Genomic DNA, 24,017 nt, shown 5'->3' with positions numbered 1-24,017 from the left:
GGGAACTTGCTGTGTTGACAAGCTCTTAGGAGGGGTTGTTTACGGATCTTCCGACCACAATAAAGATTTGGGAGATCACGAAAATGAAAAACAACAGCAAACTGGGCCTCGGCGCGCTTGTAACCGCTGCGCTGATGGCGCCTGCTGCTTTTGCGGAGGAATTCATCACAATCGGCACCGGTGGCGTGACCGGCGTGTACTATCCGACCGGTGGTGCGATCTGCCGTCTGGTGAACAAGGGCCGCAAGGAACACGGGGTACGCTGCTCGGTCGAATCGACCGGCGGTTCGGTCTACAACATCAACACCATCCGCGAAGGCGAGCTGGAGTTTGGTGTGGCCCAGTCCGACTGGCAGTACCATGCATATAACGGTTCCTCGAAATTCGAAGAGGCTGGCCCGTTCGAAGGCCTGCGCGCCGTATTCTCGGTTCACCCCGAGCCGTTCACCGTTGTTGCGCGGGCTGATTCCGGTATCACCAACTTCGAGGACCTGAAGGGCAAGCGCGTCAACATCGGTAACCCCGGTTCAGGTCAGCGCGGCACCATGGAAGTCCTTCTGGGCGAGATGGGCTGGACCACCGGCGATTTCGAGCTGGCAACCGAGCTGAAGGCAGCCGAACAGTCTGCTGCCCTGTGTGACAACCAGATTGACGCGATGGTCTACACTGTTGGCCACCCGTCGGGTTCGATCCAGGAAGCAACCACCGCCTGCGACTCGGTTCTGGTGAATGTCAGCGGCGATGCGGTCAACAAGTTGGTTGAAAACAACTCGTTCTATCGTACCGCTACCATCCCCGGCGGGATGTATCGTGGATCGGATGGCGACACCCAGACCTTCGGTGTGGGCGCGACATTCGTAACGTCGGCTGACGTGTCGGAAGACGCTGTATATGCAGTTGTAAGCTCGGTCTTCGAGAACTTCGATGACTTCAAAAAGCTGCACCCGGCATTTGCCAACCTCAAGCCGGAAGAGATGATTGCGGACGGCCTGTCGGCTCCGCTGCATCCGGGTGCCGAGAAGTACTACAAAGAAAAAGGCTGGATTCAGTAATCCGTCCTAAACATTTTGACGAGGCGCTTTTCGGCGCCTCGTTTTTCAACCGGTGAAACACCGGAACAAAAAACCGCGCCGGAAATCGGCCGCTGAACGGGGAGAGATTTGATGAGCGCTGATCAGCAGGGCAATCGTCCGCTATCCGAAGAAGAACTTCAGGAATTGGTCGCATCTTCGGATGCAGGGGCCCGTGATCCAGCCGGAAACGTAGGCTTATTTCTGGCGATTGTTGCCGCGATCTGGTCGATTTTTCAGGTGCTTCTGGCGTCACCGATCGCAAACTACGTTCTTCCCGGCAGCATTGTGAATAACGCACGGCAGTTCCATCTTGCCTTTGCGATGTTCCTGGCCTTCGCGGCCTATCCTGCGCTGAAATCCAGCCCTAGAAACTACATCCCGATCCAGGACTGGATCATGGGAATTCTGGGCGCGTTTGTCGCGCTTTACGGTTTCTTCTTCTACGACAAGATCGTCAATGCGGGCGGTCTGGCAGACGACACGGACAAATGGGTCGCTCTGGGTGGTCTGTTGCTGCTGTTCGAGGCCGCGCGCCGCGCGCTTGGCCCGGCGATGGCGATCATTGCCACGATCTTTCTTGCCTATGTGTTCTTCGGCTCGTCGGAATGGGTGCCCGAAGTAATCCGCTGGAAAGGCGCGAGCCTCAAAAAGGCGATGAGCCACATGTGGATCACGTCCGAAGGTGTCTTCGGCATCGCCCTTGGTGTTTCGACGAAATTCGTGTTCCTGTTCGTGCTGTTCGGTGCATTGCTGGATAAGGCCGGGGCAGGGAACTACTTTATCAAAATGGCCTTTGGCGCGCTTGGCCACCTGCGCGGTGGCCCGGCCAAGGCGGCCGTGGTGGGTTCGGCGGCGACCGGCCTGATTTCTGGCTCGTCCATCGCCAACGTCGTGACCACCGGCACATTCACCATCCCACTGATGAAGCGCGTCGGCTTTTCCAGCGAACAGGCCGGATCGGTCGAGGTCGCCAGTTCGGTCAATGGTCAGATCATGCCGCCCGTGATGGGGGCCGCAGCCTTCCTGATGGTGGAGTATGTGGGCATCTCTTACGTCGAGGTGATCACCCACGCGTTCCTGCCTGCCGCGATTTCCTACATCGCACTAGTATACATCGTCCATCTTGAGGCGGTGAAGCGGAACATGCCCACGCTGGGCGACCGCGACGTGCATCTGGCGCGAACCGTAGTCGGGATGCTGTCCTTCTTCCTGATCTTTGCCGGGCTCTGCTATGGCTCGCAATTTCCGGTCGATGCCGTGACCAGCTGGGTGCCGACGCAAGCCGGGCTTATCCTCAGCCTGATTGTCTGCGCGATCTATGTTGGCCTTTTGTATCTGGCGGCGCAGGTTCCGGATCTGGAGCCTGATGATCCCAATGCCAAGGAAGTCACGCTGCCGGTCATTGGCGAGATTTACAAGGCAGGTCTGCATTACCTTCTGCCAATCATCGTTCTGGTCTATTTCCTGATGATCGAACAGAAGTCGCCCGGTCTGTCGGCTTTCTGGGCCACGGCACTGCTGTTTGTGATCCTTCTGACGCAGAAACCGCTCAAAGCGCTGTTCCGGGGACAAACCAACATGTCCGCGACATTCAAGGAAGGAGTTGCTGACCTGTGGCAGGGCCTTATCGACGGTGCGCGCAACATGATCGGCATCGCGCTGGCCACGGCCACTGCGGGTGTGATCGTGGGGACTGTGACCCTGACGGGTGTCGGACAGGTCATGGCTGACTTGGTCGAGTTCCTTTCGGGCGGCAACCTGATCCTGATGCTGGTGATGGTGGGGCTACTCAGCCTGATCCTGGGCATGGGCCTGCCAACCACGGCGAACTACATCGTCGTCAGCTCGCTGATGGCGGGTGTCGTGGTTGAACTGGGCGCTCAAAGCGGCCTGATCGTACCGTTGATCGCCGTGCACCTGTTTGTGTTCTACTTCGGCATCATGGCCGACGTGACGCCGCCGGTTGGTCTGGCCAGCTTTGCCGCTGCCGCCGTGTCGGGGGGCGACGCAATCAAGACCGGATTCACCGCGTTCTTCTACAGCTTGCGCACGGTGGCCCTGCCATTCGTGTTCATCTTCAACACCGATCTTCTGTTGATCGATGTCACTTGGGTCGAAGGCATTATCGTGGCGATATTTGCGACGATAGCGATCCTCGTATTTACGGCTGGCACGATGGGGTACTTCCTGACCCACAGCCGCATCTATGAAAGCGTTGCGCTGATCTTTGTGGCCTTCGCTCTGTTCCGGCCGGACTTCTTCATGGATCGCTTTTCACCGCCATTCGAAACGGTCGAACCTTCCGCGTTTGTCGAGGCGATGGGTGAAACTGCACCGGGAACCGAGGTTCGGATGGTCATCAGCGGGCCGGATTTCGACACCTTGCAGATGGTTGACACAACCATCGTCGTCCCGGTCGGCAGTGAAGAAGGCGGTGCCGCGCGTGTCGAGGCGATGGGCTTGCTGCTGATCGAAGAAGACGGGCTGGTCAAACTGGAAGAACCCCTGTTCGGCTCGCCAGTGGCGGATGATCTGGGCAATTTCGACTATTACGGGGACGAGGCCGTGCGCCTGTCCTCGGTCAGTCTGCCGTCCAGCCAGCCGCCGAAACAACTGGTCTACATCCCGGCGATGATCCTGCTGGGTCTGATCGCCTTCCTGCAACGCGGCCGCGCCGCAAGACAAGAGGTGCCCGCATGACACGTTCTGTTCTTTGCGCTGTTGATATCAGCAACGGGGATCTGGATGTCCCGGTCCTGAAAAAAGCCGGGGCGCTGGCCGAGATGGAGGGCGCGCAACTGGATGTCGTGTCGATCGTTCCGGATTTTGGTGAAACCTGGGTGTCCGGCTTCTTCGAACCCGACCATCACGAAAAGGCGCTACAGGACGCCCATGCCAGATTGTCGGAAATGTGCGAGGCTACATTAGGCAAAGAACGCAACGAAAAAGTGCGTCACGTGGTGGCAACCGGAACGGCCTATCAGGAAATCCTGAAGACAGCAGAAAGCGCGGGCAGCGATCTGATCGTGATCGGCGCGCATAAGCCCGATCTCAAGGACTATCTGCTGGGGCCCAATGCCGCCCGCGTCGTGCGGCACGCGAACGTTTCAGTTTATGTCGTCCGCTAGGTCAGCGCTGCTTCAGTAGCCTGTCATCTCAAGGTACCCGCGACCTTCGTGGGTGCCTTTTATTTTGATCGGGCCTTCCCAGTATTCGAACCGGGTGCCCATCCACGCCTTTGGTGTCAGGGCCGATACTTCGACATCTAGGTCACGATCCGGTAACCTGACACGCCACCGAACCGGAACATCGCGTTCTGCGATGATTGCGGTTTCCTGCGGCGTCATTGAAACAGACCCATTCGGCAGGCTGTTTGCCTCCCCGTTCGCGCCGATCCAAGTGGCCGAGGTGAAGTCTCCGCGCGCGCCGCGAAGACGGAACGCCATGAGCTTGTCGCCACCGTCAAAGCTGAGCGAGAACCAGTCCCAGCCGGTTTGGTCCGCAGCCAAAGGTTGCGATGACCATTCGCGATCCAGCCACCCCTGACCGGTGACTTCCACATCCCGGTCCGGCAAGTGCAGTGTGCCCCGGACCGTGTAGGCGGGCTGAGAATAGTAGTAGCTGGCCTGACCATCTGCGGATTTGACTGAATACCCATCCTCACCGTGAAAAACCAGCGGTCCATCGGCTGTCAGCGACAGGTCATATCCAAAGGTTTCGCCATTTGCTGTCAACGACAGGGTATTCAGGTCCGGACCACCCATTCGCCACTCGTCAATCCATGCCTCGAAGGGGTGCGAGGAAACCCCGGCCTGCCCGATACCGCCACGCGACAGGCGCTCGGCAAAATAGTGGGTATCGGGCGTTGTGACAGCGGCGTGCCCCATCCAGATCTGAGGGCTCTGCCAACCACCAGTTTTAACCGGTTTCAGCGCTGAGCGAAACAGGGTCCACTGTACACCGTAATCCAGTCCATCTTCACCGCGCAGATTTGCCGTCAGGTACCACCATTCGATGCGAAAGGACGGATGCGGGCCGTGATCCTGCGGGAAATTGAATTGGTAGCCGGGTTCAGGAACATCAAAGCCCTCGGCGGAGCCGCCCAACCCGGCATAGCCCTGTGCCAAAGCCGGAAAGGGAAGCGCCAATAACAACACGAAAAGCCAGGTCCTAACGTTCATTGGCAAACACCTTCAGCAGATCCGCCGGGGGCAGGCGCAGCAAGCGCAAGGCGGGCAGGGCAGCGGCGGCAAGCGCGGCGACAACGGTCAATCCAAACAAACCCAGCCATTCCCTTGGGAACAGGAACATCGGCAACTGCCAGCCAAAAGCCTGCACATTGATGACAGTCAGCAGAACCCAAGCCAGAACAAGGCCCAGCGGCAGCGCCAGGCAGGCCGTCAGGATGGCCAACAGCCCGCTGCGCAGCAACTCCAGCCGGGCCAGGTGCGCGCGGCTCAGCCCAAGGGCCCAGACCGGCGCGATCTGCGGCAGCCGTTGTGTCCACAATGTCAGAAGGCTGGTCAGGATGGCGAATCCGGCAACGCCGAGTGTCAGAATGTTCAGCGCCGAAGTCACAACGAATGTCTTCTCGAACACAGTTATGGATTGCGCCTTCATCGCTGCCTGTTGGACAACGCTTTCGCGCGGTAGTTCGAAACGGTGCCGGACCGCCTGCGCCAGCTGACCTGCGGCTTCCGGGGAAACGCGGACACCAAAACGCCGAGCCGGTGTATTGGGCGCGATGGCATTAAGCTGTTCCATCGACACGATGGCCTGACCCGTCGGATTGCCGTAGTCGGAATAGACACCGGCAACTTCCAACACCCGACCGGGTGTTAGGGCCAACTGATCTCCGGGCCACAGATCGGAACGGCGGGCCAGTTGCTCGTTTATCAGAACAACCTCTCCGGCCATGACGCGATCCCAGACATCCTGCGACGAAGCGATCAGCGGCCAGTGCTTCCGGTATGTCGCATGATCGATCACACCGTATAGGAACAAGGGACCAGTTTCATGGGGCAGTTCGACCCGGCGGATCGGAAGAATGGCATCCACCTGTGGGGCGAGCCAATCGACAATCGCTTGGCTTTGTTGATCGTCTATGGCGGTGACGTACAATTCGGACGTCAGGCGCTGATCCAGCCAGCCGGTGAATGTCAGCCGAAAGCTGGACACCATCGTCCCGACACCGATATTCGCGGCCAACGCCAGCAGCAAAGCCATCAAGGCTAGTGAAAGGCCGGGAAGCTGCGCCCTCATGTCCGCCCAGACCCATTGCGCAACAGGACTGCGGGCCTTGCGCTCAAGGACATGAATGATTGCTGAAAGAAACGCAGGCAGCAGCAGGGCCGATCCGGTCAGGATACCAGCCAACAGGGCAAACCCGCCGATCAGCCCGGGGAAAACCAACAAGGCAAGGCAGCCCGCAACGATCAACCCGAGGCCGGTGAAGCCCGCAATCCGGCGTGAGCTTGTGGCCTTGCCCCACGCCTGCAGGCCCGGACCCGCAAGAAGCGGCATTCGAGACAGTCGCCATAGCGCGTGTCCACTGGCCATCAGCGTTCCGGCAACGGCCATGGCGATGCCTGCAGCGGCCCATTGAGGCTGCAACGACAACTGTCCGCTGACAGGGGCGCCATACAAACCGCGCAAGGTGGCTGCCACGTCAGGAAGTAGTGCACCCGCCAGAAAGAAGCCGAGCAAAAGGCCCAGCCCGCCGCCGACCAGAGCAAGCATGGTCAACTCCGCGAAGATCAGGCAAACCAATCGACGCATGGAGACGCCCAAGGCCCGCAAAGTCCGGATCATGCCGCGTCGCTGGGCAAAGGCCAGTCCAACCGTACCGTGAACGATGAACAGACCCACGGCGAAAGACAGCAGGCCAAAGGCCGAAAGGTTGAGATGAAAGCTCTCGGTCAGTTGCGCGGTGTCCAGCTGCGATGACGGACTGATCCGTTCCAGTTCGGGCGCGAGTTCCGACAAAGGCGGGACCGTGCGGGGTTGAACGGGCAATATGACCAACCGGCTTATTTCACCCCGTCTGTTCAAAAGGGTCTCGGCAACGCCGATATCGGTCAGGATAACGTCCGGCGGCAGAGACGCGCTTGTGATCGCTTTGGGCAGTCCGGAGTGTTCAGCAATCAGAGGTTCCAACACCGGCGAGATCAAAAGCACACCCGGGGCTGTCAGCACGTCAACCGGTTCGGGCGGCTCGGCGCTTTGTTCTGCCTGCGTAATTGCGGGCAGGGCGGGGTAGGAGATCATGTCCACGCCCATCAGGCGCAGCGTTCGATCAGCGATGCGTAACGGCCCTTCCAGAACCGCTGCAACCTGCCACCCGGCCTTGCGCAGCGCGACATAGCGTTCGATGGGGATCGGGCCCGCCGGGTTTCTCAGAATGTCATACTGGCCAATTGCCAGTTGTGAATTGGCGCGATCATAACTGGCCCGCGCCTCGGCATTGATGGCCTGCACTGCTGACCAAAGACCGGTTGCCAGCGCAATTCCAATCAGCAGCGTTGCCAGTTGCAACAGATGCCTGCGCCAGTGAGACCATAGCGCCTGAACGACCACAAGGGTCATGCGATGTGTCCGCCCGCAAGGTGTGCGTGCCGGTCGAGACGCGTGGCAATGGCATGGGAATGGGTAACCAGCAGCAGTGCCGTTCCAGTATCTGCGACCAGTGACAGCATCAGATCCAGCACCGCCGCGCTGGCGGTCTCGTCCAGATTGCCCGTTGGCTCATCCGCCAGCAAAAGCTTGGGCCGAACGCCCAATGCGCGCCCTATGGCGACCCTTTGTTGCTGTCCGCCGGACAAGTATTCCGGATAGCGGTGCATCAGATCGGTCAGCCCCAGCCTGTCGGCCAGATGCGCTATCCAGTCCGGATCGTGTCGATCGGCCAGCCGGGCGTGAAAGGACAGGTTTTGCCCAACGGTCAGCGAAGGAATCAGGTTGAACTGCTGAAAAACCAGCGCGACACTGTCGCACCGCAATGCGGCGCGCCCCGGATCGTCCAGCGCCGACAGCGTGGTGCCGTCCAGAATGATTTCGCCGCTGTCAAAGCTGTCCAACGCCGCAGCGAGGTTCAGTAAGGTGCTTTTGCCGCTGCCGCTTTCCCCAGTCAGCGCCAGAGTCTGGCCCGCATCAAGTGACAGAGAAACGCCATTCAGAACCGGGCGGCCACCTGGGTACGATTTCCTGACCTGATCAACTACAAGCAACATCCGGGCGTCCTGACTGGTTCCTGTCACAATGTGCAACGGCACGCGCCAGTGTCCAGTGCGCATGCTTTCCCGGTTCCTTTCGCCGCAGGTGTGGCACTGGTCGATGGCCGGGGTTGTTCCCGGCCGGGCAAAAGTCCATGCTGTGCCAACGGTTTCACCCTTCGGCACGAGGCGAGAGCGGATGTCCTTATCCGACCAGATCATCTGGGGCAGCATCTATCTGGGCATATGCTTTCTGATCGAGATTGCTTTGCTGACATGGTGCACGCAGTTGATTGAAAAACTGACTGAAAAGTGGCAGGACACGCACCGCTTTTTCACCACTGCCGCGCCGATCAGCGTGGCGCTGGTGTTCATTGTTCTGATTCACACCCTTCAAGTCTGGCTTTGGGCCATTGTCTGGGTCTTTGGTGATGTCTTGCCCGACTGGAACTCGGCTCTCTACTTCTCGTTGGTGACGTTCACGACGCTTGGATACGGCGACATCGTTCTGGGTGAAGAACTGCGTATCTTCGGGGCCTTCGCATCCGTGACCGGCCTTTTGGCGTTTGGCTTGTCCACCGCTTTCATGGTCGCGTTGATGACTCGGGTTTTTCAGGAGGAGCTGTTGTTAAAGGATAGGGGCGAATAGACGCGCCAGAGGTGCTCCAAAGCGGATATGTGCCGGTTGTTGTTGCAGGGTGCGGGTCAGTTCGTAACTTTTCTCAAAGTCGGTGCGTAGCATACTTGCGGCGGCTTCAGCGGCGCGGGCATCGAAAAACAGGGCCATCGCTTCGAAATTCAGACGGAAGGACCGATTGTCCAGATTGGTCGTTCCCACCGCCGCCAGAGTGTCATCGACCACAAAAACCTTCTGGTGCATGAACCCGTCGGCATATCGAAACACACGTACGCCGCAGTCACGGATTTCGTCGAAATAGGCAAAGGCTGCAAGCCAAGGCAGGCGATGGTCGATCATGTCAGGGACCAGAATCCGCACGTCCACGCCGCGCAGGGCGGCGTGTTGAAGGGCCGTCATGATGTCAATGTCCGGGACGAAATACGGCGAGGCGATCCATAATCTCTCTTTCGCCTCGGCGATGGCGGCAAAGAACATCATCGCGCCGGTCTCGGTCTCGTCCCCCGGGCCGGTGGCAACCAGTAGGGCGTTCATGTCCTGATCGGATTCACTGCCGGCCCAATCCAGATGGTCGATCAGGTCCTCTTCATGGGCCCAGTGCCAGTCTTCGGTAAAGATCAGTTGCAACTGGCGAACGATGTGACCGGTAATCCGGACATGCGTATCGCGCCAGTGGCCAAAATGCGCGTTCTGACCCAGATATTCCACGCCGACATTATGCCCGCCTATAAATCCGGTCTCGCCATCAATGATTACAGTTTTGCGGTGATTGCGGTAATTCAACTGAAACCGGAACTTTGGACCACGGCGTTCCTTGGGGTTTGCGACATCTATTCCTGCTTGCTGCAGCGATTCAAGATATGCGGTGGGCAGGCCATAGCTGCCCACGGAATCGGTCAGGAAGCGTACGTGCACGCCACGTTCCGCCGCCGCAACCAGCCGATCCTTTAATTGCTGGCCCAACGTGTCATCACGTACGATGTAGAACTGGATCAGGACATAATTCTTGGCGGCATCGATTGCCTCAAAAATTGCGTCAAAGGTCGCCTGACCGTCGATCAGCAACGACGCGCCATTGCCACGGGACACCGGCAGATGCGCCAAGGCTTCGAAGGGGCGCGGATTGATCTGCATGCTTTCTCTGTCCGGCTTTGAGAAGTCTGCAAAGGTCTTGATGCCTTCGACAACCCGTTCACTTTCCTTTCGGGCAATGCGGTATCCGCGAAATCGGTGATGACCCAGAAACAGGTACATTGGCACTGCGAGCATGGGGGTTGCGATCAGAAAAACCACCCAGCCGACCGCACCTTGTGGCGTGCGGGCCGTCTGTGCAGCCCGTATCGAGAACACCACAGCGGTGACGTAGAGAAATATCAGAAACGCGGAAACAAGCAGTGTCCACATGAGGTTGAAAGCTCCGAACCTGTTCAGTTCGCCCCAGTGTAGATGCGCGACCAGTCTTGCGCCATATCAACAATGACCCATCCCATCCCGGGCCCTTTGTCCAGACCGTCGGCCAGTTTCCCAATCGGGCTTTCGCGGTCATATGCCCATTCGCGTTTGTCATCCGTGTGATGTATCAGGATGCCCAGTCGTGGTCCTTCGCCCGACGTCGTCCACTCCATCATGGCGAAATCTCCGTCCGAGTTTCCTCCTGCCAAAATCGGGCGTTTGCCGATTGTGCGTTCGATGTTGATTGGCTTGCCTTCCTTGTCGTCGATAAAGGCGATGCCCGGTGCCTTGACCAGAACTGGTGAGCCATCGACCGTTTCATAGCTGGTATTGCCGTATGTGCCGAGGACCTGCCAGGGCGGAATGCCATAGGCGCTTTCGGCAAAAACACGCATGAAATGAAGGCCGCCGCCGGAAACGATGTATGTCTTGAACCCTTCATCACGCAGGTAGCGCAGCAGCTCGATCATGGGTTGATAGGTCATCTGATCATAGCGGAGATCAGTTTGCGGATGGCGAGACTCGTCGAGCCATTGTGCGACCGTGTCCTGAAACTCGGCGACGGTCATGCCCGAATGCGAGGCGTTGACGACTTCGATCAAAGCATCATGTCCACCTTCCAGGACAGCCGCCAGATCTCCTTGCGCTGCTGCTTTCAGGATGGGTGTTGTAAGGATTGAGGGATCCTGTTCGGCCTTTTCGGCCAGACGGTCCATAGCGAAAATAAACTGAAAATACACAGGTTGCTCGGCCCAAAGGGTGCCATCATTGTCGAAAACAGCAATCCGGTCGGCAGGAGTGACATATGCTGGCCCGGACGGATCCGTTACCGATTCTACAAATGAAATAATCTGATCGCGGGTCTCGGTGTCTTGCCAGCTTGGCAGGGGATCAGCACTGCCGGTGACAGGAATGGTCAAGGCAAAGACGATGGCAGACAATCGCAGCATTACACAACACTCCGTTCAAAATGACCGGGGCCACCCTTGCAGGCGGCCCCGAGTTGTTTGCAGTTTTAGTTGCTGGTTGGCGTTGACAGTTTATCCATCACCTGATCCAGGCTGAAGCTGGCAGCTTTCTGCCGCGGCGGGAATTCCTGGAACGTGCTCAGGAATTGCCCGACATATTGCTGGGCAGGCACTAGGAAATAGACCCGGTCGATCATCCAGTCGTAATATGTGTTGGACGTGCGATAGCCACGCTCGTACGGATCGCGGCGCAGATTCACGATGATCGGGACGCGCAGCGGGGTGAAGGGTTCCATCCAGGCGCGCAGGGTTGCCCATGCTTTCTGCTCGAGAAAGATCAGCTTCCAGTCATCGAACCGCAAAGCCGAAAGGTCGCCGTCATCGGTGAAATAGAACACCTCCCGGCGCGGACTTTCAGCGGTTTCACCTGTCAACAGCGGAAGAATATTGTAGCCATCCAGATGCACCTTGTAATCGCGACCCATCGCGGGCGAGGAATAGCCGGCCATCAGCTTTTCCTTGATCTCCGGATCACCGGCGACAGCAAGGTATGTCGGCAGCCAGTCCATGTGGTGCACGATCTCATTGGTCACAGAACCCGGCTCGATCTTGCCGGGCCAGCGCACCATTGATGGTACGCGCCATCCGCCTTCCCAGTTGGTGTTCTTTTCGCCCCAGAACGGGGTCGACGCCGCATCAGGCCAGGTGTTGTAATGCGGGCCATTGTCGGTGGAATAGTGGACGATTGTATTGTCGGCGATGCCGAGTTCGTCCAGCAGGTCCAGCAACTGACCGACCTGGATGTCATGTTCGATCATGCCGGCTGTATATTCATCGGCCACGCCGCCCATGATCTCATTTGCCTGATTGCGCATTTCCTCTTTTACATGGGTGCGGAAATGCATGCGGGTGCCGTTCCACCAGACATAGAAGGGTGTTCCATCCTGATTGGCCTTGCGAATGAACTCTATGGCAGCCTCGAGCGTTTCCTCATCCACCGTTTCCATGCGCTTTTTCGTCAGCGGACCAGTGTCTTCAATCGGACCTCCTGCGGTCGAGCGGATAACACCGCGCGGGCCATAAGCCTCGCGGAAGGTGCGCCCGTCGGGCAAAACCGCGTCTCCGGGATAGTCTTCATGTTCGGGCTCTTCCTCGGCGTTCAGGTGATAGAGATTCCCAAAAAACTTATCAAAACCGTGGTTTGTGGGAAGGTGCTCATCCCGGTCGCCAAGGTGGTTCTTGCCGAACTGGCCGGTGACGTACCCGTGGTCCTTCAGCAAACCCGCAATTGTCGGGTCTTCGACCTGCATCCCTTCTTTTGCGCCAGGCAGGCCAACCTTGGACAGGCCGGTGCGAAAAACCGATTGACCCATAATGTAAGATGACCGGCCTGCGGTGCAGGACTGTTCACCGTAGTAGTCGGTAAAAATCATACCCTCATTGGCAACGCGGTCGATATTGGGTGTCCTGTAACCCATCAAACCCATCGTATAGGCCGAGATATTGGATTGACCGATATCGTCACCCCATATCACAAGGATATTGGGCTTTTCATTCTGTGCCCATGCCGGAATTGCAAGGCACGCGGCAAATGTGGCCGCAGCTAGCCTACGTAATAGTGGGGTTGGTCTGAGTTCTTCTGATGACATCTTACGCTCCTGAAATGGCGGGTCGGAACCCGGTCGTTTCGAAATTGAGGTCTCAGCCGGAAAATTGCTGAAACATCATTTGTAAGGCGCTGATTCTCGTATTGAATTCTTTTTCTGAGAGAGCCTCGGGAAATGATTGAATAACTGTACCTGCGAAGGCAGAACTATCACATAGGAAGATTAAAATATACTAATTTCAGGTTAAACTTAGCGGAGGGGTGACCGGACCAAGTTAACTACTTTTCGTCGGACCCATCTTCACCCAATTGCCCGTCCAGTGACATCAGAATTGCAACCGGTCGCAATGCGGGAATATGGCTGAAAACGATCAAAATGCAGACGGTCAGCGGTACACTCAGGAATGCTCCGATCAGGCCCCAAACAGTTGTCCAGAAGGTCAGGGCCAGTATGACCAGAAACGTGGACATATTAAGCGATCTTCCCAGCAGGGCAGGGTCCAGGAAGTTGCCAATCAGAAACTGGATGGTGCCGCAGCCAAAAACGATGATCAGAAACGGGCCGATGGTTTCATACTGAACCAGTGCAATCATGGCCGGGAAGACAACGGCGATGATGGATCCGATCGAGGGAATGAAATTCAGCGCAAATGTCAAAACAGCCCAGGTTTCAGCGTATTCAAGGCCAAGAAGCCGGAACACCGCATAACTGATGCCGGCGGTAATCAGGCTGATAAAGGTTTTGACACCGACATAGCGTTGAAGACTGTCGGTAATTGCGTCCAGAATTGCGGCGAACTCGGCCCCGGCCAACGGGTTGCCTGCGGCCAGTTGGATCTTTTTGCGAAAAGCAAGTCGTTCGGCCATCAGAAAGGCGACGTATAGGCTGATGAGAAAGAAGTGATTGAGCAGAGAGGTGGCGCTGCCCAGCAGAATCCGGGCCACATAAGTCATGTCCAGGCTGACCAGATTGTCCCGTATGAATTTCGTGACATCGTTGCCGACCAACCCTGTGACACGCTCGACCGCGCCGTCGAACTGACTTTCGTATGTGGTGACAGAACGGGCGAACTGCGTGGCTTGGCTGCCCACAATGTACATGATCATGAACAGACCTGCCAAAACCACGGTCACACCGGCAATGTTGGCCAGCCAGACCGGTGCGCGGGTAACGGCTATCACCCGGTCGCTGAGGGCAATGATCAGAACGTTTATCAGCAACGCCATGGTCAGCGGAATCAGGAATGCGGAACCGGCATATAGGCCAACCACGATCAGAGTGATGACAATCACAATGTCTCGCAGAACCGACAGCCTGAGCATGGGGCGGTCACTCGATTCTTGGGCTTTCAGATCCATGGAACGAACAGTTTCTGGTGCATTTGTTAAGGGTCACGTTTCGATTCTGCACAGCGCGGCGGGTTTATGCAATGCGCTCAGGCATTTATACGCGTCTATTCGGCAACACAGGCCTGCACGCGGGTTCTTTGCAAGACTTATGCGGGTTAGACTCGCGATATGCACGCGTTCATGATTCCCTCGTTTGATCGTCCGCTTCGTGCCCTGTGGTTGGCAATCCGGCGGTTCGTCGACAAGAATGGTTTTGTGATGAGCAGCCATGTCGCCATGTCCTTGATGATGGCCTTGTTTCCCTTTGTCCTTTTCACCGTCGCGTTGGCTGGTTCGTTGTCGCAGGGCTACGTCACTGACGATCTGATCGACCTGATTTTCGGAGCGTGGCCTGAAGATGTGGCCAAACCGATCGTTGCCGAACTGCGCGCGGTGCTGGACAACGCCGGCTCGGGCGTCATAACGCTGGGCGGTTTGCTCGCCATCTATTTTGCGTCAAACGGGGTGGCCGCTGTGCGCGCCGCTATGAACCAAGCCTATCATGACAGTGACAGCTGGCCGTTCTGGAAGACCCGGCTTTTGTGTATCGGCCTCGTCATCCTCGGCGGTGCCTCCGTTCTGATCATCGCAATGGTAGAAGTTGTGCTTCCCTTTTACACAAGGCTGGTGACGGAAAACACGGCCGTTGATGTATCAGGGTGGTTGTCCGTGGACAGGCTGGGCTGGATTTTTACAGTTGCCGTGCCTGCGGGCTTGGTAATTATCGCACACTTGGTGTTGCCCACACGTCGGCATCGGTTGACCCAGATTCTGCCGGGCGCATTTCTGACCCTTTCGTTGTGGGCCGCAGGCGGATGGGCTTTCTCCATCTATATCGGCAAATTCGCGACTTACAGCGCGACCTATGCTGGTCTGGCTGGGGCAATGGCGGCCCTGATTTTCCTGTACCTGTGCGCCGCCATGTTGATCCTGGGAGCGGAATTCAATGGTGCATTGATGGATCTTGAAAACGAGTCCCAAGCGAAAGATTAAAAAAAGTAGGGCGCTGCCGGCGACCCGTTTGCTCGCATATAGGAGGTATTTGGCGTGAAATGCCGCTTTGTTCGGCATGTCAGCGCCTGTATTGCGCCATGTTGATGGCAAATTCCGCTGGCAATCTCAGGGCAGGGTACAAATCCCGGCATTCTTCATGAGGTCAGCCATGCCAGAACAACCAGCGCCCGAACCAAAGCGCACACGCCGCGTCACAATCGATCAGCGGATTGCAGAACTACAGGCCAGACCGCCCGTTTACATCAATCACGGCGAAGCTCTGCTTATTCAGGGGATGGCCACCGCGTCCTTCCGCGAACAACGCCTAAGCGGAAACCGGATACTGCTGGACGATTAAGTTCAGCCCCTAAATCCAGTTGCGACAACGAATTTTTCTGAACTGTCCGACCGCGATGCAGGTGGTTTGACATTAGCCACCTTCTCGAATTTCTGTTTCAGCAGCTTTTGCAGATCGCCCTCGGCGCCGCCGGCCAGAACCTTGGCGACAAAGGTGCCGCCTTCCTCGAGAACGTCAAAGGCGAAATAGGCGGCCGTTTCGCACAACGCCATGATCCGCAAATGGTCGGTCTGCTTGTGGCCCGAGGACGCAGCGGCCATGTCTGACATTACCACGTCGGCCTTGCCGCCCAGCCAGTCTTTGACCTTCTGGTCAGCGTCGTCCTCCATGAAATCCAGCACATGAGCTGTCGCACCGGCGACCGGTTCAACCTCCTGCAAATCGACACCCAGAACAGTACCGATCCGCTTGCCGCTTTTCTCGCCCAGCGCGTTGACCCGTTTGACCGCGACCTGCAGCCAGCCGCCGGGCGCGCAGCCCAGATCCACGACACGGGCACCCGGAACCAGAAAGCGGAATTTCTCGTCCAACTCCAATATCTTGAATGCGGCACGCCCACGATAGCCTTCGGCCTGGGCGCGCTTTACATAAGGGTCGTTCAACTGCCGCTCGAGCCAGCGGGTCGAGCTGAGCTTGCGCCCGCGTGCAGTCTTGACCTTGACCTTCAGGTCGCGCTGTCCGCGACCCGAGGTATTTTTGCCAGTCGGTGTCTTCGCCATCAGAACGGTCCGTCTTCCAATACGCCGTCCGCGCTCATCTGTGCATATAGCAGACCTTCGCGCAGCCCCCGGTCCGCCACGGAAAGACGGTCGGTGGGCCAGCATCGTAACAAAGCCTGCAAAATGGCCGAGCCGGACATGATCAGGGCCTGCCGGTCATCGCCGATGCGCGGATCCCGGCGCCGACCCTGAGGGCCGAGTTCTAGATACCCACGTATGACTTTGTCAATCTGATCGCTGGTCATGCGCAGACCGTCTACCTTCGTCCGGTCATACCGTTTCAGTCCAAGGTGCGAGGCCGCAACAGTTGTAACCGTGCCGCTTGTGCCTACGATCTGGAATCCTTCCCGCGCCTGTTCGTCCTTGTAGGGCGCGAAGTCGGCAAGGTTTTCTTCGAAAAACCAACTCATCAGGGCAAAGCGGGCCGAGTCGTCTTCGACATCGTGAAACTGATCGCGCAAAGTGGCGACGCCCAGCGGAACGCTGATCCAATCCACCACCTTGGCAGCGGGAAAGGGGCTTTCAGCCGCGTGAAAGCCGTTGTGAAGACGCATGATTGCAGCAGGGCGATCCCGGCGCGGCACGGATGAGATATCGATCCACACCAGCTCGGTCGAACCGCCACCGATGTCTACAACAAGCAGTTGCTCGGTCTTGGTCGACACCAACGGAGCGCAGGAGATGACTGCCAGACGGGCTTCTTCCTCGGGTTGTATGATTTCCAGCGTCAAGCCGGTTTCGCGCTTGACCTGGCGGATAAACTCGCGCGAGTTCTTGGCGCGCCTACAGGCCTCGGTCGCGATCAGGCGCATTCGCTTGACGCGGTTTCGTTTGAGTTTCTGCTGACAAATCCTGAGCGCCTGAACAGTACGCGCCATCGACGCCCGAGACAGACGTCCGGTGCGTTCAAGTCCCGCACCCAGTTGCACGGACTTGGAGAAACTGTCTACCACATGAAACCCGCTGCCCTTGGGCTGGGCTATCAGCATGCGGCAGCTATTCGTTCCCAGATCCAGTGCCGCATATAGTGCATCCGGATCGGGTTTTGCCGGCGCGGGGCTTTCGACCGCTTTCGGGAACGCGCCCGCACCTTTGGGACGCTTGGGCGCCATCTTCACGCCCTCCGATTTTCGAGTTAACCTGACCCTAGGCGGCACATCGCCGTCGTGCAAGTGATTTCAAAACTCAATTTAAGGTGAATGTCACGCATCGTTCACACTGAAGTGCAACCTGTCTTGTCAGAACCCTGTTCGGGGTTCTTTACAAGCTTACAGCCAGATACGGAGTCTGCCATGAAAGACGAGCGCACCCTTTCTTTTGACGAGTATGATGAACTCATAAACCCACGCCCTGAGGAATGTGATTTTGACCGCGTCGTCGAACGCGCCCTGTCGCGCCGTGGGTTTATGGGAAGTGTTCTGGCGATGGGCAGCTTTGCTGCGGTCGGGGGCTCGATTCTGCCGACAGGCGCGCGGGCCGCTGCCAACCGTTTCTCGTTCGACGCGATCCCTGTATCCACAGCGGACGATGTCGTTGTGCCCGCCGGTTACAAGGCAGAGGTCATGGTGCGCTGGGGCGATCCGCTGTGGTCGGATGCGCCCGAGTTTGATCACGCCACGCGCGGCACTGGTGCAAGTCAGGAACGCGCCTTCGGCGACAACACCGACGGACAGGATGTATTCTTCCATGATGGACACGTGCTGTTGGTGGTGAACAATGAATACACCAATCGCGATATCATTTGGGGCAACAACCTTGACGCCAAGCCGGCATCTGACGATGACGTGGCCAAAGGCATGATGGCACATGGTGTCACCGTTGTTGAGATTGCCAACACCGACGGCAAGTGGGGCATTGTCAAGGACAGCCCGTATAACCGCCGCGTCACTCCGCAGACCGACATGACGATCACCGGGCCCGCCGCTGGTCATGACCTAATGAAAACCGAAGCCGATCCATCGGGCACAGCTTGCAAAGGGACATGGAACAATTGCGGCAACGGGATGACACCGTGGGGCACCTATCTGGCCTGTGAAGAGAACTTCAACGGCTATTTCTCGGCCGAAGATGAAAACCACGAAACCAGTGCCGAGCTTAAGCGTTACGGCGTGTCCGCCAAAGATTGGGGTTACGGTTGGGCAAAAATCGACGACCGGTTCGATGTCGCAAAGAACCCTAACGAACCAAACCGCGCAGGTTATGTCGTCGAAATCGATCCGAGAGATCCCAACTCGACCCCTCGTAAGCTGACCGCCCTGGGCCGTTTCAAACACGAAAACGCGGACACCGTGGTCAACAACGATGGTCGCATCGTAGTTTACATGGGTGATGACGAACGTGGCGAGTTTCTGTATCGCTTTGTATCCGACGGCGTCTATGCGGCTGGAGTAGATACCAATGCGCTGCTTGAAAACGGGACGCTTTCGGTCGCTAAGTTCAACGATGACGGTACCGGCGAGTGGCTGGAGTTGACGCCCGAGACCACCGGGCTGGCTTCACAGGCCGAGGTCAGTATTCACACGCGCCTGGGTGCCTCTGCGGTGGGCGCAACCACGATGGACCGCCCGGAATGGGTCGCCTCGAACCCGAATGCGCCCGAGGTTTACTGCTGCCTGACCAACAACAAGAACCGAGGTGTCAAACCGAATGCAGGGGGCGACGACACATCCGCCAATGGCCCGAACCCGCGGGACAAAAACAACTATGGTCAGATCGTTCGCTGGCGTCCGGATGGCGGGGACCACACCGCCGCTGGATTTGGCTGGGATCTGTATGTTCTGGCGGGCAACCCCACGGTGCACAGTGACGCTTATGCCGGATCCGGCAACGTGAACGCCGACAACATGTTCAACTCGCCCGATGGCCTCAAGTTTGACAGCAATGGCCTGCTTTGGATCCAGACTGACGGCAATTACGGCAACGACGGTGACTTTGCCGGCCATGGCAACAACCAGATGCTGGCCGGGGATCCGGTGACAGGTGAGATCCGCCGCTTTCTGGTTGGCCCCAATGAATGCGAGGTCACCGGTCTGAGCTGGTCACCGGATCGCCGAACCATGTTTGTCGGCATTCAGCACCCGGGTGAGGATGGAAACAGCCACTGGCCCGAAGGCGGTGACTCGGTGCCGCGTTCGGCGATCATCGCCATCACGCGCGAGGACGGTGGCCTGGTCGGTTAAGCCCCGCGTCTGAGTTGAATCATTCCCCGGACGGCAGGTGTGGTCCGGGGAATTTCTGTTTATGTGCCGTTTTCATCGAGAACTTGAGAATTTTGAGGTGCCCGCAGAGCAGCGAAACGGGTTAGAACCCGCGGTATCCCGTTGTGGGCCGAAAAGGTCGCTTGAAAAGCGTTGTGTGTCGAAAACCGACCGACCCGAGCCCATATTGAAGTTTAGAACCGGTCCATCTGGTAAGGAGGAATCAAAGGCGATGCCTGACGTCACAATCGTTTTTTGGCGCGACATCCCCGCTCAGGTCATCGTTGGCAAAGGCCGGCGTGGCGCCAAGCGGCAGTTGGAGGAGCGGTTCGAGCAAGCCATTGACCGGGCTGCGATGAAGGTAAATGCCAAGGACAGTGATGCCTACCTGGCCGAATGGCGCAAGGCCGACCCGTTCGAGGTCGAGGGTGATCCGGCAGAAATCGCGGAAGCCCAGGCCGTGCGCCTTGAAACGGAATACGATCAGGACCGCATCAAGGCCCTGATCGCCAACGACGGTTGGGCATAGGCCCGGTTTTAATAAAGGGAGGCCTCAATGGCTTTGCTGAATTTCAAGAAACGTGATGTGGCCGAGAAGGCCCCGGTGAATCCGACCGTCGAAGCCTTTCTGCAAGGTTATTCGATCGAGGTGATGCCCCGCACCGCCGAGAAGGTCGAGGATTTCCGCGCGTTGCTGCCCGAAGGCACCCGCGTCTACATCGCCCATATCGAGGGCACTCCGATCGAGGACATGGTCAAGACCGCCAAGCGCATTGCCGCCGAAGGCTATCCGGTCATGCCGCACTTCCCGGCGCGTATCATCAAGGATGCCGCGACGCTAGAGAACTGGATTTCGATGTACCAGGGCGAAGCAGGGGTCGATCAGGCGCTGATGCTGGCCGGTGGTGTTGCCAAGCCGCATGGCGATTTTGACAGCTCGATGCAGCTGCTGGAAACTGGCCTGTTCGACAAGGCGGGCTTCAAACGTCTGCACGTTGCCGGCCACCCCGAGGGCAACAAGGACATTGACCCGGACGGTTCGACCAAGAATGTCGACGACGCACTGCGCTGGAAACAGAAGTTCAGTGAAACCACCGACGCGGAGATGGCGCTGGCGACCCAATTCGCTTTTGACGCCAAGCCGATCATCGCATGGGCGGACGGTCTGAAAGCGGCGGGCATTGATCTGCCGATCCACATTGGTATCGCTGGACCAGCCAAGTTGCAGACGCTGATCAAATTCGCGATTGCCTGTGGTGTCGGCCCGTCTCTGAAGGTTCTGCAGAAGCGTGCCATGGATGTCTCCAAACTGCTGCTGCCCTATGAGCCGACCGATGTTGTGACCGAGCTGGCCAACCACAAGGCCGCCAACCCTGACTTCAACATCACCAACGTACATTTCTTCCCGCTTGGTGGTATCAAGACCAACGCCAACTGGGCAATCGACAACGGCGGCGCTTCGGCACAGCCTGTAAACTCCTAAGGAACGGACATGACCCGTACAGTCGTAGAATCAAAAACAAAAACCGCCGTTCTGGGCTTTGATGAACCGTTTTGTGTGATCGGTGAGCGGATCAACCCGACCGGCCGCAAGAAGCTGGCCGCTGAACTGGAAGCAGGCGACTTCTCGACCGTTGAGAAGGACGCCATCGCTCAGGTTGCTGCAGGCGCGACCGTTCTGGATATCAACGCAGGCGTTGTCTACAACTCGAACCCCAACCCGAACGAGACCGAGCCGCCGCTGATGCGCAAGATCGTCGAACTGGTGCAGGGTCTGGTCGAAGTGCCGCTGTGCATCGACTCGTCGGTTCCCGGAGCCTTGGAAGCCGGTCTTGAGGCAGCTCAGGGCCGCCCGCTGCTGAACTCGGTCACTGGCGAAGAAGAGCGTCTGGAACTGGTTCTGCCGCTGGTCAAGAAATACAACGTTCCGGTTGTTGCGATCTCGAATGATGACACCGGCATCTCGGAAGACCCCGATGTCCGTTTCGAAGTGGCCAAGAAGATTGTTGAGCGCGCCGCCGATTTCGGCATCCCTGCGCATGACATCGTCGTCGACCCGCTGGTCATGCCCATCGGCGCGATGGCAACTGCTGGTCAGCAGGTGTTCGCTCTGGTCCGTCGCCTGCGCGAGGAACTGGGCGTGAACACCACTTGCGGTGCGTCCAATATCTCGTTCGGTCTGCCGAACCGCCACGGTATCAACAACGCGTTCCTGCCGATGGCAATGGGCGCTGGCATGACTTCGGCGATCATGAACCCGGTCGCGCTGCCGGTGACGCAGAAGAAGATCGCCGAGAAGAAAGAGCAGGTCACGGCGGCTGGAATCATCCTGCCTGAGGGCATGGATGATGAGGCCTTTGTTCAGATGTTCGGTCTGGGCTCGACCAAGCCACGCGCCGGTAAGGAAATGGAGGCCATTCGTGCTGCCAACCTGCTGACCAACAATGACGCGCATGGCGGAGAGTGGATCCGGTTCAACAAAGACCCGGAAGAAGCCGGTGCAGCCGGTGCTGCAGGTGGCCGTCGCGGTGGTGGCCGTCGTCGCCGCGCCTGAACCGTTTTCGACTTTTTTCAAAAGGCCGGGTTCTCCACCCGGCCTTTTCTTTTTGATATTGATCAATGCTGTTTTTCCATGCTGCCGCACAATATCGTGATCGGAACGCTGCGATCAGGTGATTTCATGACCAAACATATTCCACCAAAACTGTCCGATGCGGACCTCAGCAAGAGACTGACCAAAAAGGAGTATTTCGAGCGGCTTGAGGGGCTTCAGGCGCAGCTTGCAAAGATACAGCAGGCTTTTTTGTTCCACGACCTGAAAGGCGTGATTGTGTTCGAAGGCTGGGACGCCGCAGGGAAGGGCGGAACCATTCGTCGGATCAGTCAGGCGCTGGACCCGCGCAGTTTCAAGGTCTGGCCGATCGGAGCGCCCCGAAACTACTATCTCAACCGGCACTACCTGCTTCGGTTTTGGGAACGTCTGCCACCTTCGGGCGCAATTTCCGCATTTGATCGAAGCTGGTATGGCAGGGTCCTGGTCGAACGGATCGAGGAGCTTACACCTGAAAAACGCTGGCGCGAAGCATATCAGGAGATCAACGATTTCGAACGCATGTTGGTGGATGACGGGACCCGGATTGTGAAGCTGTTCTTTCACATTTCAGAGGATGAGCAGATGCAACGTTTCACCCAACGGCTGACAAACCCGCTGAAACGCTGGAAACTGACCTACGAAGATTTCCGTAATCGTGAGAAATGGGAGATAACCGAGGTCGCCGTGAATGAAATGTTGGCCAAAACCTCGACGCTGAAAGCGCCGTGGCATGTGATCCCCGCGAACAACAAGAAATACGCAAGAATCAATGCTATGAACGTCATTGTTAAGGCGTTTGCAGAAGATGTTGATCTGAACCCGCAACACCTTGACCGGCAAACACTGGACGCGGCGGGCAAGGCATTAGACGTAGATCAATCGCTGATTGAAAGCCTGCGTGCCCGCACCGAGTAACGATCCTGCTTGATCCCGATCCGGCGACGATGCTATGCCAGCCAAAGAGGCGGGTATGGTGAAAAGGTATCACACGAGCTTCCCAAGCTCTTGTTACGGGTTCGATTCCCGTTACCCGCTCCAAGAAAATACTATAAGCGTCTATAAAATTTTGATAAAGTGCGCCTTCACTGCGCAAATTTTGAGTTTTGATAAACGCAGATTATGCAGCGTTATCTTCGATCAGATTCTCTGGTTCTTCAATTTGACGGTGTCTGCGCCGCTGACCTGTGGTCTTCAACCAGCTACCTCTTTTGGCCCGATTGATCGAGTGCCGCAATAAACCTGGTCGTCAAATAGGCACAGTGACACCAATCTTTGGGGCTTTGAACCAGCCTGACGATCCTGTTTTGGAGGTAGTCTCGGAAGCCCTTTGAATTTCTGCACCAGATGTTCAGATCAGGAACATCGGCATGTTTTCAACACTGCCTAACTCAATCTGGCAACGTCGTGACCGTCGATAACAATAGCAAAGTTCCAGAATTTCCCGACCTCTGCCTCAGCTGACCGTGCCGCTGTTTCCTCGTCAGGGATGCGTTCAATTCGAAAACCAAACTGTTCGAGGCCACAATAATCTACTCGGCTCAGAATGATCGGAACCACATTTCTTTCGATTGCTGCGGCGGCGAGTAATCTTGCAACAGTATATGGAGACTTCGAAGGCTCAACGATCCTGACGCCAATATATGTGTGGTCCTCAACTTCGCGTTCCCAAAGTGCGGTTGACGGAAGTAAGTCCATATCGGGGAACAGAACTTTTCCAAATTGCCGCGTAGCTTGATCTCGAAGGATAACGTCATCCAAATTAGCCGGTTGTTCCGGCGTGAAGGTGTTGACAATCTTGTACCAGTTGTTTTCAGCCATTTT

General features: G+C 57.3%; 21 protein-coding genes and 1 tRNA gene. 12 read left to right on the top strand and 10 right to left on the bottom strand.

What is annotated here, in order from left to right; genetic code table 11:
- The first annotated feature begins 83 nt into the window (after positions 1-83).
- The 3 genes from ACR0J2_RS02820 to ACR0J2_RS02810 all read left to right on the top strand — a co-directional run bounded on the left by ACR0J2_RS02820 (position 84) and on the right by ACR0J2_RS02810 (position 4,201).
- A complete protein-coding gene (locus tag ACR0J2_RS02820; RefSeq protein ID WP_170614958.1) occupies positions 84-1,052 on the top strand; it encodes a TAXI family TRAP transporter solute-binding subunit in 969 nt (322 codons plus the stop codon).
- Between the two features lie 111 nt (positions 1,053-1,163).
- Complete coding sequence (locus tag ACR0J2_RS02815) at positions 1,164-3,773, top strand: TRAP transporter permease (protein ID WP_321252834.1); 2,610 nt, start codon at positions 1,164-1,166, stop codon at positions 3,771-3,773.
- Positions 3,770-4,201, top strand: a complete 432-nt coding sequence (locus ACR0J2_RS02810; protein WP_170677240.1) for a universal stress protein — start codon at positions 3,770-3,772, stop codon at positions 4,199-4,201. Before ACR0J2_RS02815 ends, ACR0J2_RS02810 begins: the two co-directional genes overlap by 4 nt.
- A 12-nt stretch (positions 4,202-4,213) precedes the next feature.
- On the opposite strand, the gene ACR0J2_RS02805 is transcribed toward ACR0J2_RS02810, so the two are convergent.
- From ACR0J2_RS02805 to ACR0J2_RS02795, 3 genes are read right to left on the bottom strand one after another with little or no spacing between them, the layout of a single operon-like run.
- Entirely contained in the window at positions 4,214-5,254 is a 1,041-nt protein-coding gene (locus ACR0J2_RS02805) for a lipocalin-like domain-containing protein (protein ID WP_480811600.1), read from the bottom strand.
- Positions 5,244-7,658 (bottom strand): FtsX-like permease family protein, encoded by a 2,415-nt coding sequence (locus ACR0J2_RS02800; RefSeq protein ID WP_480811599.1) that lies wholly within the window; start codon positions 7,656-7,658, stop codon positions 5,244-5,246. The genes ACR0J2_RS02805 and ACR0J2_RS02800 overlap by 11 nt, the downstream gene beginning before the upstream one ends.
- A complete protein-coding gene (locus ACR0J2_RS02795) occupies positions 7,655-8,302 on the bottom strand; it encodes an ABC transporter ATP-binding protein (protein WP_480811598.1) in 648 nt (215 codons plus the stop codon). Before ACR0J2_RS02795 ends, ACR0J2_RS02800 begins: the two co-directional genes overlap by 4 nt.
- A 181-nt stretch (positions 8,303-8,483) precedes the next feature.
- On the opposite strand from ACR0J2_RS02795, the gene ACR0J2_RS02790 reads away from it, so the two are divergent.
- The gene (locus ACR0J2_RS02790) at positions 8,484-8,933 is read left to right on the top strand and encodes an ion channel (RefSeq protein WP_170614964.1); all 450 of its coding nucleotides are present in this window, start codon (positions 8,484-8,486) and stop codon (positions 8,931-8,933) included.
- Here the strand turns inward: ACR0J2_RS02790 and cls are convergent.
- The 4 genes from cls to ACR0J2_RS02770 all read right to left on the bottom strand — a co-directional run bounded on the left by cls (position 8,913) and on the right by ACR0J2_RS02770 (position 14,306).
- A complete protein-coding gene (gene cls, locus ACR0J2_RS02785; protein ID WP_170614965.1) occupies positions 8,913-10,325 on the bottom strand; it encodes a cardiolipin synthase in 1,413 nt (470 codons plus the stop codon). The two genes, ACR0J2_RS02790 and cls, sit on opposite strands and share 21 nt — an antisense overlap.
- Before the next feature lie 23 nt (positions 10,326-10,348).
- Positions 10,349-11,323 carry an HAD family hydrolase gene (locus ACR0J2_RS02780; RefSeq protein WP_480811597.1) on the bottom strand — a complete coding sequence of 325 codons (975 nt, stop codon included), beginning with the start codon at positions 11,321-11,323 and terminating at the stop codon, positions 10,349-10,351.
- A 65-nt stretch (positions 11,324-11,388) separates the two neighbouring features.
- The gene (locus tag ACR0J2_RS02775; protein WP_321252850.1) at positions 11,389-12,990 is read right to left on the bottom strand and encodes an arylsulfatase; all 1,602 of its coding nucleotides are present in this window, start codon (positions 12,988-12,990) and stop codon (positions 11,389-11,391) included.
- Positions 12,991-13,226: 236 nt separating this feature from the next.
- On the bottom strand, positions 13,227-14,306 hold the full coding sequence (locus ACR0J2_RS02770) for an AI-2E family transporter (protein ID WP_170614967.1): 1,080 nt from the start codon (positions 14,304-14,306) through the stop codon (positions 13,227-13,229).
- 159 nt (positions 14,307-14,465) lie between these two features.
- Between ACR0J2_RS02770 and ACR0J2_RS02765 the strand changes: the two genes are divergently transcribed.
- Both ACR0J2_RS02765 and ACR0J2_RS02760 read left to right on the top strand, forming a co-directional pair.
- A complete protein-coding gene (locus tag ACR0J2_RS02765) occupies positions 14,466-15,329 on the top strand; it encodes a YihY/virulence factor BrkB family protein (RefSeq protein ID WP_170614968.1) in 864 nt (287 codons plus the stop codon).
- A 169-nt stretch (positions 15,330-15,498) separates the two neighbouring features.
- A complete protein-coding gene (locus tag ACR0J2_RS02760) occupies positions 15,499-15,687 on the top strand; it encodes a hypothetical protein (RefSeq protein ID WP_170614969.1) in 189 nt (62 codons plus the stop codon).
- A gap of 2 nt (positions 15,688-15,689) precedes the next feature.
- On the opposite strand, the gene ACR0J2_RS02755 is transcribed toward ACR0J2_RS02760, so the two are convergent.
- Both ACR0J2_RS02755 and ACR0J2_RS02750 read right to left on the bottom strand, forming a co-directional pair.
- On the bottom strand, positions 15,690-16,406 hold the full coding sequence (locus ACR0J2_RS02755; protein ID WP_170614970.1) for an RlmE family RNA methyltransferase: 717 nt from the start codon (positions 16,404-16,406) through the stop codon (positions 15,690-15,692).
- Positions 16,406-17,518: a Ppx/GppA phosphatase family protein gene (locus ACR0J2_RS02750; protein ID WP_170614971.1), complete on the bottom strand. Its 1,113-nt coding sequence runs from the start codon at positions 17,516-17,518 to the stop codon at positions 16,406-16,408. Before ACR0J2_RS02750 ends, ACR0J2_RS02755 begins: the two co-directional genes overlap by 1 nt.
- A gap of 180 nt (positions 17,519-17,698) precedes the next feature.
- Between ACR0J2_RS02750 and ACR0J2_RS02745 the strand changes: the two genes are divergently transcribed.
- The 6 genes from ACR0J2_RS02745 (at position 17,699) to ACR0J2_RS02720 (ending at position 23,234) form a co-directional block, all read left to right on the top strand.
- Positions 17,699-19,585 (top strand): PhoX family protein, encoded by a 1,887-nt coding sequence (locus tag ACR0J2_RS02745; protein WP_480811596.1) that lies wholly within the window; start codon positions 17,699-17,701, stop codon positions 19,583-19,585.
- A gap of 250 nt (positions 19,586-19,835) precedes the next feature.
- Positions 19,836-20,132, top strand: a complete 297-nt coding sequence (locus ACR0J2_RS02740; RefSeq protein ID WP_321252861.1) for a virulence factor — start codon at positions 19,836-19,838, stop codon at positions 20,130-20,132.
- Between the two features lie 27 nt (positions 20,133-20,159).
- Entirely contained in the window at positions 20,160-21,086 is a 927-nt protein-coding gene (locus ACR0J2_RS02735) for a methylenetetrahydrofolate reductase (RefSeq protein WP_480811595.1), read from the top strand.
- Between the two features lie 9 nt (positions 21,087-21,095).
- Positions 21,096-22,157 (top strand): methyltetrahydrofolate cobalamin methyltransferase, encoded by a 1,062-nt coding sequence (locus tag ACR0J2_RS02730; RefSeq protein WP_170614975.1) that lies wholly within the window; start codon positions 21,096-21,098, stop codon positions 22,155-22,157.
- A 78-nt stretch (positions 22,158-22,235) separates the two neighbouring features.
- The gene (locus tag ACR0J2_RS02725) at positions 22,236-23,111 is read left to right on the top strand and encodes a polyphosphate kinase 2 family protein (RefSeq protein ID WP_480811594.1); all 876 of its coding nucleotides are present in this window, start codon (positions 22,236-22,238) and stop codon (positions 23,109-23,111) included.
- 49 nt (positions 23,112-23,160) lie between these two features.
- A tRNA-Gly gene (locus ACR0J2_RS02720) sits at positions 23,161-23,234 on the top strand.
- A gap of 345 nt (positions 23,235-23,579) precedes the next feature.
- Here the strand turns inward: ACR0J2_RS02720 and ACR0J2_RS02715 are convergent.
- Positions 23,580-24,014, bottom strand: coding sequence for a hypothetical protein (locus ACR0J2_RS02715; RefSeq protein WP_480440310.1), 435 nt, complete (start codon positions 24,012-24,014; stop codon positions 23,580-23,582).
- Between the last annotated feature and the right edge of the window lie 3 nt (positions 24,015-24,017).

It is taken from the genome of Ruegeria sp. CG4 (genome assembly GCF_056537185.1).
The sequence above is the reverse complement of the archived record's forward strand: the minus strand, read 5'-3'. Positions and strand labels throughout refer to the sequence as shown.